Consider the following 12,579-nt stretch of genomic DNA (forward strand, 5'->3'; position numbering starts at 1 on the left):
GAAATGGCCCTCCCAGGGCGTTTACCCCGGGCATGATCTTGCCGGTCCGCAAACCGGAAATTCATTCGTATGCAAATGATATCAAGCCGGCGGAAATTGTCAAAGCCAGAGTTTGACCTGTCGTGCCTGCCGCGGTGCGGGCAACAAGATTGTTACGCCTGCGGAGGTTGACGCGGCCGGCCATCTGGTCAAGTTTCTGCCTCCGGTCGCGTTCGCGGCATTTTCCACTGGAGCATGACGTACAGAAGAGGGAAGCCCATGGCCGACGAAGCGCTTGTTGTGATCGACCTGCAGAATGACTTTTGCCCGGGCGGCGCGTTGGCCGTGACCGGCGGCGACGAGATCGTGCCGCTGGTCAACGATATGATCCGGCGCGCCGACCACGTCGTGCTGACGCAGGACTGGCACCCCGCCGGCCATTCGAGCTTTGCCTCCAGCCATCCGGGCGCGCAGCCCTTCACCATGATCGAGATGCCCTACGGCCAGCAGACGCTGTGGCCGGACCATTGCATCCAGGGCAGCCTCGGCTCGGATTTCCACTCCGGCCTTGCCTGGACCAAGGCCGAACTCGTCATCCGCAAGGGATTTCGGCCCGCCATAGACAGCTATTCGGCCTTCTTCGAGAACGACCACACGACCCCGACCGGCCTCGCCGGCTACCTCAGGGAGCGCGGCATCGACACCGTCACCCTGGTCGGCCTGGCGACCGATTTCTGCGTCGGCTTTTCGGCGCTGGACGCCGTCAGCCAGGGTTTCAAGACCACCGTTCGGCTCGATGCCTGTCGTGGCATCGACCTCAACGGCTCGCTCGATGCCATGCTGCAACGCATGCGCGATGCCGGCGTGACGCTTGAAGACCAGTTGTCGGACTGAACCGACGGTGGGGCGTCAGGGGGGCTTTTCGCGGATCAGCGCGGGCATCATGGCGGCTGCGGCGATCGCCTTCGCCATGCTGTTTCCGGGAGCAGCCTTCGCGGCTGATGAACACGCCCTGCCCGGCGCCGCGATGTCGCTGTGGTGGGCGCTGCCCTTTGCCGGTCTGCTGCTGTCGATCGCCACCGGCCCGCTGCTGTTCCACCATGTCTGGGAGCATCACTACGGCAAGATCGCGGCCTTGTGGGCGGCCCTGGTCGTAGTGCCGTTGGCATTGGCCTTCGGCATCCCTTCGGCGACCGAGGCGGTGCTGCATGCGCTGCTCACCGAATACATGTCCTTCATCATTCTGCTGTTCGCGCTGTTTACCATTTCGGGCGGCATCCTTGTTGCCGGCAACATCCACGGCACACCGCTGGTCAATGCCGGGCTGCTGCTGGTCGGTGCGCTGCTGGCATCGGTCATCGGCACGACGGGCGCCTCGATGATCCTGATCCGGCCGCTCATCCGCGCCAACGACGCCAGGCCGTTCAACGCCCATGTCGTCATCTTTTTCATCTTCCTGGTCTCCAACATCGGCGGCTCGCTGACGCCGCTCGGCGACCCGCCGCTGTTCGTCGGCTTCCTGCGCGGCGTCGACTTCTTCTGGACGACCGCGAACCTCTGGCGCGAGACGCTGTTCGTCGGCGGCCTGGTGCTGGCGGTGTTCCTGGCCATCGACATCATCCTGCACCGGCGCGAGGCCGGCGCGCCGAAGATCAAGGACCCGACGCCGGATTCGAAGGTTCGCATCCGCGGCTTGCCCAACATTCCGCTGCTGGCCGGCGTCATCGGCGCCATCCTGCTGTCAGCCACATGGAGGCCGGAGGTCAGCGTCTCCATTCAAGGCGTGACGCTGGAACTGCAGAACCTGGTGCGCGACGCTGTCATCCTGGCACTCGCCTTCGTTTCACTGGCGGTTTCGCGTCAGGAATACCGCGCGGCGAACGGCTTCAACTGGGGGCCGATCGCGGAAGTGGCGAAATTGTTTGCCGGCATCTTCATCTGCATCGTGCCGGTTATCGCCATCTTGAGAGCCGGCCATGAAGGCGCGCTGGCGCCGCTGGTCGCGCTCGTCACCTCGGCGCAAGGCACGCCCAACGATCTCGCCTATTTCTGGCTGACCGGGGCGCTATCGTCCTTCCTCGACAACGCGCCGACCTATCTGGTGTTCTTCGAGCTGGCCGGCGGCGATCCACACCACCTGATGACGGAGTTCGCCTCGACACTTGCGGCGATTTCGGCCGGCGCCGTGTTCATGGGCGCCAACACCTATATCGGCAATGCGCCCAACTTCATGGTCTACGCCATTGCCCGGCAGCGCGGCGTCGAGATGCCCGGCTTCTTCTTCTATATGCTGTGGTCCGGGCTGGTGCTGATCCCGACCTTTTTGATCGCGGGCTTTCTGTTCTTCGGCTGATCAGCCGACGCCGACATAGCGCCTGACCGCCGACGGGTCGGCGCGCAATTCCTCGACATCGACCGTCTCGCGGTTGCGGCCATTCTCGATGAAACAAACTCGGTCGGCGACCGACAGCACCGCATCGACGCGTTGCTCGACCAGTATCGTCGAGACGCCCATCTCGCGCAGCTTCGCCACTGTCTCGCGGATTTTTGCGATCATCGACGGCATCAGCCCTTCGGTCGGCTCGTCGAGCAAAAGCACCTGCGGTTCGAGGCAGAGCGCGCGCGCCATGGCCAGCATCTGCTGTTCGCCACCGGACAGCGTACCCGAGCGTTGCCTAAGCCGCTGGCGCAGCAACGGAAAAAGGTCGAGCACGGTTTCGCGCACGGCCTTGCCCTTGCCGCGTGCCATCAGCCCGATTTCGATGTTTTCCGCCACCGTCATCTCGGCAAACAGCCGCCTTCCCTGCGGCACATAGGCGACGCCGGCCTTCGGCACTTCATGCGCCGGCAGGCCGGTCAATTCCTGACCGGCGAGCTTGATCGAACCCGCACGTGAAGGAACCAGGCCCATGATCGCCTTCAGCGTCGTCGTCTTGCCGGCGCCGTTGCGGCCGAACAGGCACAGCACCTCGCCCTTGTTCAGCACGAGGTCGAGGCCGTAGAGCACCTGGACCTCGCCATAGAAGCAGTCGAGTCCCGCGATCCGCAATGCTTCCGCCTTGTTCGTCTCAATCATGGGGCGGTCCCCAGATAGGCTTCCTGCACCGCCGTGTTTTCGCGGATCGCCTCGGGCGTGCCTTCCGCCAGGATCTTGCCGGCGTTGAAGACGGTGATGCGGTCGGCAAGCTGCATGACGACGGGCATGTTGTGCTCGATCAAAAGCACGGTGGCGTTTTTCGCGATCTCGCGCACCAGGGTGATGAAATTGTCGATCTCGCTGTCGGCCAAGCCTTGCGTCGGCTCGTCGAGGATCAGCAGGCGCGGCTTCAGCGCCAGCCCCATCGCCACCTCCAGCAGGCGCTGGTGGCCATAGGACAACTGCCCGGCCGGCATATGGGCGCGGTCGGCCAGGCCCGTGCGTTCGAGCGCCGTCATAACGCCGGCCTTGACCGCGCCCTTCGAGCGGCCATCGCTCAGCGTCCGTTGCACCGGCAGTGCGACATTGTCGTAGGCGCTGAGATTGGCGAAGACACTGGTGATCTGGAACGTGTAGGCGATACCCTGGCGCACCCTGATATAGGCCGGCAGCCCGGTAATGTCGGCGCCGTCAAAGACGATCGCGCCCGAAGAGGGCCGGATGCGGCCGCTGACGAGGCTGACGAAGGTTGTTTTGCCGGCGCCATTGGGGCCTATGACGGCGCGAATCTCGCCCGGCATCAAGGTGAAATCGACACCGTCGACGGCGCGCAAACCGCCGAAATTGCGTGACAGGCCTTTCGTCGTCAAAAGCGGCGTCATGGCAGCCACCCAAGCCAGCGCTGGCGAATGCTGCCGAGAATGCCTTTGGGAAAGAACAGCACCAGAAGGATCAGCGCCACGCCGACGATCAGCAGATAGGCGGAGGTGTAGCCGCTGGTGACGTCGATGACATAGTACATGAAGACCGTGCCGATCAGTGGCCCGAGCGTCGTTGCGGCACCGCCGAGCAAAACCCATAGCAGCGGCAGGATCGAATATTGCACCGAGGCGAAGCTCGATCCGACATAGCCGAACAGCAATGCATAGGCAGCGCCCGAGGCGGCGCAGATCGTACCCGAGACGACCACGGCTATGAGCTTGTTGGAGAAGGTGTCGTAGCCCAGCATCTTCGTGCGTTCTTCGTTCTCGCGGATGGCGACCAGCACGCGGCCATAGCGGGAGCGGACGATCGCCAGCGTGACCAGAAGCACGAGCGAGAACAGCGCCAGCGCGCTCATGTAGCGCACGGTCGGATTGGTGAGGTCCAGCGAGGTCGCCCCGAAATTCAGCACGCGCGCCGGCTGCGGCACGACCTGGCCTTGATCGCCGCCGGTCCAGGTCGCGAAATAGAGGATCAGCAGATAAAACACCTGGGCGAACATCATGGTGACGATCATGAAGGCGACACCCGTGGTGCGCAGCGCCAGCAGGCCGATCATCAGCGCCAGCACCGCGCCGCAAGCAATCCCGCCGAGGAAGGCCAGCGGCACGCTCCAGCCGAGTTGGATGATGGCAAGGCCGGCGCCATAGAGCCCGGCGCCAAAGAACATGGCATGGCCGAGGCTGAGCAGGCCGACATAGCCGAACAGCATGTTGTAGCCCATGGCGAACACCGCCAGCACCATGATGCGGGCAAGCAGGCCGTAATAGTACTCGGGCAAAACGAAGCTCAGCACGAAGAGCAGGGCGATGACACCAAGATGCAGCGCATAGGCCTTTGCCGGCGAAGCTTCGCTCATCGCGACGCCGTCCCGAACAGGCCTTGCGGCCGGAACACCAGCACCATGGCGACCAGGAGCGTGGCGATGATCTTGGCCAAGGTCGGCGAGAAGAACATCGAGATGATGCCGTCGGAGAGGCCGATCAGCACGGCGGCGACAACGGTGCCGCGCAGCGAGCCGAGGCCGCCGATAATGACGACGATGAACGACAAGAGCAGCGGGTCCTGCCCCATCAGATAGTGCGCCTGGCTGATCGGCACGATCAGCACCGCGGCAACCGCCGCCAGCATGGCGCCAAGCGCGAAGACGCCGCCATAGACGCGCCCGACCGGGATGCCGAAGGCCTGCGCCGTCTCGCTGTCATACTGCGTGGCGCGCATGATCAGGCCGATCCTGGTGCGTGTCAGCACCAGCCAGGTGGCGATCAGGAGAAGTGCGGAAGTCGCAATGATCGACAGCTTGTAGCCGGAATAGCCGAACCACGGCAAAAGGATGCGGTAGCTGAACGGCGGCTCGACGGGCCGCGCCTCGGGGCCATAGAAGCTCAGCGCCAGCTGCTGGATGATGTAGAGCATGCCGATGGTGGCGACGATGGTGGCTTCCGGATTGTAGTTGAGCCGGCGCAGCACCAGCCGCTCGGCCACCAGCGCGATGGCGCCGACGATCAGCGGCGCAATCACCAGCGCCGCCAGGAAGCCGAGCGCCGGGTGGCCACCGATCGCCGTGGTGATTGCCCAGGCGAGCACGGCGCCCAGCATGAAGAACTCGCCATGGGCGACATTGACGACGCGCATGACGCCGAACACCAGCGACAGCCCAAGCGCGGTAAGCGCCAGCACCGCTGATGTGACGAGGCCTTCGAGGGCGGCGAGGAGGAGATGCGGTCCGAAGTGCATGGGCTAGGCACCGAGGGATGCGCGAGGCACCCCCCTCTGCCCTGCCGGGCATCTCCCCCGCAAGGGGGGAGATTGGATGTCGTCGCTGGCTTCGCCAATCATCAACGCTGGCAGATGGGCGCTGCAGCACAAACTGCCGATCTCCCCCTTGCGGGGGAGATGTCCGGCAGGACAGAGGGGGGTGACTTGGCGCCCACGCTGCTGGAGCTAAGCTCACAGCGCCTGCGTCGTGTAATCTCCCTCGGCCTCGTAAAGCCCGTCCTCGATCTTGGTCTTGTGCACCACCTTCAGCTTGCCGCCTTCGACCTTGGAGATGTTCTGGATGCCGAAGCACTGGTGGATCTTGCCGTTGAAGGTTTTCGCGCCTTGTGGGTGCTCCGGCCCCTCGGCGAAAGCGGTCAGCGCTTCGGTCGCCTCGACCAGCTTGGCGCGATCTTCCGGGCCCTTGTAGCCGGCATCTTCCATCGCCTTCTTGACGACGTAGAGCGTTTCCCAGCAGCCGAACATATGCGCGGCGGTGGAGACGTCCTTGGGGTCGCCGACGGCGGCGCCATTGTCGTCGATGCCGACGGCGGCACGATAGGCTTTTTGCGCTTCGCTGTCATCGGCCTGGGCGTAGCGCGGCGAGCCTTCCCAGAAATGGCTGCCGTCCAGGAATTCCAGGCCGGGGCTGTTGATGTCGGTGGCTTCCAGCGAATCGATGAAGCCGAACAGCTGCGGCCGGTTGGAGCCGTAGAATTCGCCGAGCTCCTTGACGAAGGTGAGCACGGCCGGACCGACCATGACGTGATAGATGACCTCGGTCTCGGGCGGGATCTGCGGAAAATATTTGGTGAAGGACGATTCCGTCGGCGGGATGGCGATCTGCGCAATGACGTCGGCCCCTTGCGCCTTCAATGCCGGCGGCAGGTAGTCGCGATGGTCGTAGCCAAAGGCGAAATCGGGGAAGATCTGCGTCACCTTCTTGCCGGCATTGGCCGCGATCCACGGCGCCATCGACTGGATCTGGCTCTTCACATCGGTGATGCCGGGCTGGAAGACGTAGCGGTTGAGCTTGGTCGAGGCGACGTGGTGGCCTTCGCTGACGACGAAATAGGGGATCTTGTTTTCACCGGCGGCAGGCGCCGAGCCGATGACGACATGCGAAAACAGTGTGCCGAAGACGATGTCGGTCTTGTGCTGGGTGGCGAACTTGCCGACCACTTCCGCGCCGCGGCCGGGATCGGTGCCGTCATCCTCGATGATGACCTCGACCTGACGGCCATTGATGCCGCCGGCGGCGTTGATCGCCTTGACGGCGGCGGCGGTGGTCTTCTCATACCAGCGGCCATAGGCGGCGCCGATGCCCGTGCGATGCGACTGGAAGCCGATCTTGATCGGCGCCGAGCTCTGCGCCTGGGAATAGCGGACGAACCCGGGCGCGACGGCGAGGCCTGCGCCGGCGGCCAGCCCTTTCAGCGCCGTGCGGCGGGTAAGTGCAGTCTTGGAGAGGTCGAAAAATCCGTTCTTGTCAGCCATGTTCGTTCCCCTGTTTTTTCAGTCGTGACCAACGATAAGGCGGGTTCGGCATCCTCGCTCGGAGGATGGCGGAAAATTGCATGTGTACAAACTAAATCACCAAAGCCCTGATGTGGCAAGCGAGCTTTCCCCAACGACATCGGGGCCGCCCTTTTCTCATCCGGCGGTCGGTGTGGCAAGCAGCCAGAGGCCGAAGACGGTGTAGGCGATCATCAGCAGGGTGAGCGGAAACTGGCTGAGTGCGGCGCGGGCAGGTTGCGGATGCAGGCGCCAGGCAAAGCCGTGGGCGACGAGGACGGCGAGCACATGGCCGAGGATGATGGCGCCGGCCTGGATGTTCCACAGCCACCAGGCCGACTCCGCGCCGGCGACGATGCCGGCCTCGACCTGGATGTCGGCGGTGCCGAACAGGTTCCAGCCCAGAGCGAACGGGTCGGACAGGGAGGCCGCCGCATACTGGCCGTCGACCAGCAGCGCCGTCAGGTAATGCGCGACATGATAGGCGAGCGCGATCGGCACAATCGACCACACCAGCAGGCCGGCCGCCTGGCCGAATGGCTGAGTGCGGCCGGCCAGACGCTGGCCGAGCCAGACCGCGAAAAGGAACACAGCCGCCAGCAGCACGAATGTCAGAACGAGCCCGAAAGTGCCGCTGCCGATCACCGTCGTGCGGCCTGGGAATTCGAGCGGATTGACGCCGAACAGGCCGAGCCAGAAGAAGGTCTTCGACAGGCCGTCGAACGAGACCGAGGACAGGGCCAGCAGCAGGAAGGCGATGCCGCTGGGCGGCAAAGGTTCTGCCGCCAGCAGCTTGGCGGCCGGCCAGCACAGTGCAAGCCGGCCATTCTCGTCGCGCTCGACGGGTGCGAAACGCGCCACCATCGAGAAGAATACGGTCAGGAGCTCGCCGCTCCGGCTCCACTGGGGATAGCCGAAGGCCGGCATGGCGAGAAAAGTGAGCAGCCAGTAGAGGCCGGCGGCCCACGCGAGCCGCGCCGGATCGTCGGGGGCGGGATCGATCAACTCGAACCAGGCAAAGGCGAAGAACAGGATGACGGCAGGCCAGCAGCCGAGCCATCGGGGGAGGCGCCATGGGCCTTCATCGCCTGTTCCAAGCAGACGCGAGGCAAGGCGCCACGGCCCGTACCAAGGGTTCAGCCATGACCAGAGGTCGCCGAAGACGCCTTGCAGCAAGGTGACACCAGCCCACAGCAGCGTCCAGATCACCCGCGGCAGCGGGTTGGAGAGCGGGTCGCGGCTGCCGAATAGGCCGGCGGCGATGAGGGTTGCAAAGCCGGCAAAGGATAGCAGGCTGATGGCGGCGCGGGCGCTGTCGCCGAGGCTGAATAGCGGCAGGCGCCGGCGCCAGAAGCGGTCGAGGGAAGCCGCCGGCAGCAGCGCCAGGACGAGGAAGCTGATGGCCACGGCGAATGCACCGCCGATCAGGTAGTAGCCGGTTGGGAGGAGCAGGACGTGGCCACGGTCGGAGGCGTGTGCGAAGGCGGGGGTGGGGAGGAGGGCTAGCAGGGCGATGGCGAAAGCTACCCCGTGAGGACGGCGCTCTACGGCGCCCCCCTCTGTCCTACCGGACATCTCCCCCACGAGGGGGAGATCGGCTGGGGGCGCCGTCTGCTCTTTTCTAGCAACGTTGGAGATTGGCGAAAGCGGAGATGAAATCCGATCTCCCCCTCGTGGGGGAGATGTCCGGCAGGACAGAGGGGGGCGTGAAGGAACTCGAACTATCCATGAGTCCGATCTCGACTCACACCTTGACCAGTTGCTCCACGCGGTCCTTCTGGCCAAAAATCCTGAGATACCGCTCGATCTCCTTCTCGTCCCCCGTCGCCTTGGCCGGATTGTCCGACAGCTTCACCGCCGGCCTGCCATTGGCCTCGGTGACCTTGCAGACCAGCGATATCGCATCGAGGCTGTTGGTTTCCGTCGGCGCGCAGCCTTCGAAATCATTGGTGAGGTTGGTGCCCCAGCCGAAGGACATGCGCACCTTGCCCTTGAAGTGGCGGTAGGTCTCCTCGATCGTTTCGACCTCGAGCCCGTCGGAGAAGATCAGCAGCTTCTGCTTGGGATCCTTACCCTTCTCGCGCCACCAGGAGAGGATTTTTTCGCCGCCCTCGATCGGCGGCGCGCTGTCGGGTCGGAAGCCCGTCCAGTCGGCCACCCAGTCCGGCGCATCGCGCAGGAAGGAGGCTGTACCAAAAGCATCCGGCAGCACGATCAAAAGGTTGCCGCCATAATAGCGCTGCCAGTCCTGCAGCACCTTGTAGGGCGACTGCTTCAGTTCTTTTTCCGAATTGGCGAGTGCGGCGAACACCATAGGCAATTCATGCGCATTGGTGCCGAGCGCTTCGAGGTCGTTGTCCATCGCCAAAAGCACGTTGGAGGTGCCGGTGAAGGCTTCGCCAATGCCTTCCTTCAGCGCTTCGACGCACCAGCGTTGCCACAGGAAGGAATGGCGCCGGCGCGTGCCGAAATCCGAAATGCGGATGCCGGGCAGCGCCTTCAGCCGCTCGGTCTTGGCCCACATCTTGGCCTTGGCACGGGCATAGAGCACATCGAGCGCGAACGGCCCGAAGGCCCGCATGGCGGCGCGCGAGCGCATTTCGTTGATGATGGCGAGCGCCGGGATTTCCCACAGCGTGGTGTACATCCACGGGCCGGGGAAGGTCAGCTCGTACTGGCCGTCGCGCTTCGACAGCTCGTAGTCGGGCAGCCGGAAACCTTCCAGCCAGGCCAGGAATTCCGGCTCGAAGATCTGCTTGCGGCCATAGAAATTGTTGCCGCCGAGCCAGATCATCTCCTTCTTGGAGAAGCGGAGCGTGCGGGCATGGTCGAGCTGTTCGCGCAGTTCGCCCTCGTCGATCTCATCGGCCAGCCGCACCGAGGTGGTGCGGTTGATCAGTGAGAAGGTGGCGTCGACCTTGGGGTACATGCCCCAGATCATCTGCAGCATCAAAAGCTTGTAGAAGTCCGTGTCGAGCAGGCTGCGCACGATCGGATCGAGCTTCCAGGTGTGGTTGTAGACACGCCGCGCTATATCGGTTCTTGCCATGCTTGCTGCCGCCTTCGCTGCCTGCCATCCACAATCGCGACAGGCCTCATAGCATCGAATTGGCCAGAGCGCTGCCCGCTTTCAGGCTGGCCCGACAAAAAGAACGGCCTGCGTATGGCCGTGCGCAGCCAGTCTCAGCCCGTGGTCTTTGCGCCGATAACCCTAAGTTGCGGGCGCTTGCGGCGGCTGATGATACGGCCGGCGACCGGAGCGTCGGCACGACCGTCATCTCCGGCCTTCTCGGCGAACAGCCAGTCGATGAACACCTGCACGATCGGCGTCGTGCGCATTTCGTTGCGGCAGACGACGTAGAAATCGTCGACCGCCGGCACCGAAAGGCTGAACGGCGCGACCAGCATGCCCCTGGCCAAGAGCGCGCTTGCCGTCACGGAATCGCCCAGCGCCACGCCATGGCCGTGCACCGCGGCCTCGGTCGCCATGCGCGCGTCGCCCAGATGATGGCGGCGGCCCTTTTCGAGGTCCAGCGCATCGGCGGCCGCCAGCCAGGTGTGCCATTCGCGGCCGTCGTCGCCATGCAGGAAGACATGGTCGGCGAGGTCCCTGACGCTGCGGATCGGCCGGTTGTTGATCAAGGTCGGGCTGACCACGGGAAACAGCTCCAGCCCCGACCATTTGCGCATCCAGCAATCGGTCCAGCTGCCATTGCCATAGTGCACGCAGACATCGATATGCGGCGCACGGATATCCCTGGGGTCGTTGGAGGGGCTGAGCGTCAGTTGGATGTCGGGATATTGCGCGGTGAAGCTACCCAGCCTCGGCGTCATCCACAAAAGCAGCAAGGCCGGCACGCAGGACACCGACAGCGCGCCGCTGCTTGCCGGCCGGGTCAGCCGCTGCGTTGCGGCGGCGATGCCGTCGAAGGCCGTCGACACCGCCGGCAAAAGCTCCGCGCCATGCGGCGTCAGCCTGACCCGCTGGCCGATGCGCTCGAACAGCTTGACGCCGAGCGACTGCTCCAGCGCCTTGATCTGGTGGCTGACGGCGCCATGTGTGACATTCAATTCACTCGCCGCCTTGGTCAGCGAGCCATGGCGCGCCGTTGCCTCGAAGGCGCGCAGCGGATTCAGGGGTGGCAGGCGCTTGACCATGGATGCCCGGTTTCTTTGTGAGATTTTCTCACAGAAAACACCCTAACAATATCAATTGATTTTTCAATCCGCCTGCCGGACACTTCGCCTAGGAACAGCATCAAGACGTGAAATCTGCAGGCAGCCAGCGGGACAGCGACCCGGCCGGATGACGGTCGGTTCGCTTGAGGTCGCCGACGGCCGCATCAGTCCAGGAGGAACGGATATGGGATACGATCGCGGCAAGCTCGACGCGTTGCGTCGCAAATATGGCGAGAGCCATGGCGGCGAGATGTTCGACCCGAAATTCCGCAAGGTCGCCGACAAGATCTTTTCCAAATCGGGCACCAGGCTTGCGCCCTATTCCGGCATCCCGACCTTCCTCGCCGCGCCCTATCGTGAAATCGCGGCGGAAAACCCGGATTTCGGCGACCTGCAGGTGGCGATCATCGGCGTGCCGATGGACCTTGGCGTCACCAACCGGCCAGGCTCGCGCTTTGGGCCGAGGGCGCTGCGCGCCATCGAGCGCATCGGCCCCTACAATCACGTGCTGGAATGCGCCCCGACGCATGAACTTCGGGTCGCCGACATCGGCGATACGCCGTTCCGCAGCCGCTACCGGCTGGAGATCAGCCATGAGGACATCGAGCGCCGCACCAACCAGATCGTCGATGCCGGCGTCATTCCATTATCAGTCGGCGGCGACCATTCGATCAGCCATCCGATCCTGAAGGCCGTCGGCAAGAAGGCCCCGGTCGGCCTCATCCATATCGACGCCCATTGCGACACCAGCGGCCTGTTCGACATGACCAAGTTCCACCACGGCGGACCGTTCCGCAACGCGGTGCTCGACGGGGTGCTCGATCCGACGCGCACCATCCAGATCGGCATTCGCGGTTCGGCCGAATATCTGTGGGAGTTCACCTACGAGTCCGGGATGACCGTGGTGCACGCCGAAGAGGTGACCGGTCTCGGCATTCCGGCCATCATCGAGAAGGCGCGCAAGATCGTCGGTGACGGCCCGACCTATGTCTCCTTCGACATCGACAGCGTCGATCCGGCCTTCGCGCCGGGCACCGGCACGCCGGAAGTCGGCGGCCTGACAACGCGTGAAGTGCTCGAACTGCTGCGCGGCCTCAAGGGCCTCAACATCGTCGGCGGCGACGTCGTCGAGGTGGCGCCGCAATACGACGCCACCACCAACACCGCCCATGCCGGCGCCCAGGTGCTGTTCGAGATATTGAGCCTGATGGTGTTCAGCCCGGCCATCACGGGCAAGGGCGCCTGACACC

The 12,579-nt window shown here is 64.2% G+C and carries 11 protein-coding genes; 3 read left to right on the forward strand and 8 right to left on the reverse strand.

Annotated elements, in window-relative coordinates:
- Positions 1-258: 258 nt before the first annotated feature.
- Positions 259-873, forward strand: coding sequence for a bifunctional nicotinamidase/pyrazinamidase (gene pncA / locus HB778_RS15985; RefSeq protein ID WP_095203737.1), 615 nt, complete (start codon positions 259-261; stop codon positions 871-873).
- 49 nt (positions 874-922) lie between these two features.
- Positions 923-2,332, forward strand: coding sequence for a sodium:proton antiporter (locus tag HB778_RS15990; RefSeq protein WP_183464707.1), 1,410 nt, complete (start codon positions 923-925; stop codon positions 2,330-2,332).
- Here HB778_RS15990 and HB778_RS15995 read toward each other — a convergent pair whose 3' ends face one another.
- The 8 genes from HB778_RS15995 to gcvA form a co-directional block, all read right to left on the reverse strand.
- The gene (locus HB778_RS15995) at positions 2,333-3,055 is read right to left on the reverse strand and encodes an ABC transporter ATP-binding protein (RefSeq protein ID WP_183464708.1); all 723 of its coding nucleotides are present in this window, start codon (positions 3,053-3,055) and stop codon (positions 2,333-2,335) included.
- A complete protein-coding gene (locus HB778_RS16000; RefSeq protein ID WP_183464709.1) occupies positions 3,052-3,777 on the reverse strand; it encodes an ABC transporter ATP-binding protein in 726 nt (241 codons plus the stop codon). The genes HB778_RS15995 and HB778_RS16000 overlap by 4 nt, the downstream gene beginning before the upstream one ends.
- A complete protein-coding gene (locus HB778_RS16005; RefSeq protein WP_183464710.1) occupies positions 3,774-4,736 on the reverse strand; it encodes a branched-chain amino acid ABC transporter permease in 963 nt (320 codons plus the stop codon). Before HB778_RS16005 ends, HB778_RS16000 begins: the two co-directional genes overlap by 4 nt.
- The gene (locus tag HB778_RS16010) at positions 4,733-5,614 is read right to left on the reverse strand and encodes a branched-chain amino acid ABC transporter permease (RefSeq protein WP_183464711.1); all 882 of its coding nucleotides are present in this window, start codon (positions 5,612-5,614) and stop codon (positions 4,733-4,735) included. The genes HB778_RS16005 and HB778_RS16010 overlap by 4 nt, the downstream gene beginning before the upstream one ends.
- Positions 5,615-5,827: 213 nt before the next feature.
- Positions 5,828-7,132 (reverse strand): ABC transporter substrate-binding protein, encoded by a 1,305-nt coding sequence (locus HB778_RS16015; RefSeq protein ID WP_183464712.1) that lies wholly within the window; start codon positions 7,130-7,132, stop codon positions 5,828-5,830.
- Between the two features lie 156 nt (positions 7,133-7,288).
- Positions 7,289-8,725, reverse strand: coding sequence for a hypothetical protein (locus tag HB778_RS16020; RefSeq protein WP_183464713.1), 1,437 nt, complete (start codon positions 8,723-8,725; stop codon positions 7,289-7,291).
- Positions 8,726-8,894: 169 nt separating this feature from the next.
- A complete protein-coding gene (gene pncB, locus HB778_RS16025) occupies positions 8,895-10,199 on the reverse strand; it encodes a nicotinate phosphoribosyltransferase (protein ID WP_183464714.1) in 1,305 nt (434 codons plus the stop codon).
- Between the two features lie 134 nt (positions 10,200-10,333).
- Complete coding sequence (gene gcvA / locus HB778_RS16030) at positions 10,334-11,308, reverse strand: transcriptional regulator GcvA (protein ID WP_183464715.1); 975 nt, start codon at positions 11,306-11,308, stop codon at positions 10,334-10,336.
- Positions 11,309-11,513: 205 nt separating this feature from the next.
- Between gcvA and speB the strand changes: the two genes are divergently transcribed.
- On the forward strand, positions 11,514-12,575 hold the full coding sequence (gene speB, locus HB778_RS16035) for an agmatinase (RefSeq protein ID WP_027040816.1): 1,062 nt from the start codon (positions 11,514-11,516) through the stop codon (positions 12,573-12,575).
- Positions 12,576-12,579 lie beyond the last annotated feature (4 nt).

The organism is Mesorhizobium huakuii, assembly GCF_014189455.1.
Classification (GTDB): domain Bacteria; phylum Pseudomonadota; class Alphaproteobacteria; order Rhizobiales; family Rhizobiaceae; genus Mesorhizobium; species Mesorhizobium huakuii_A.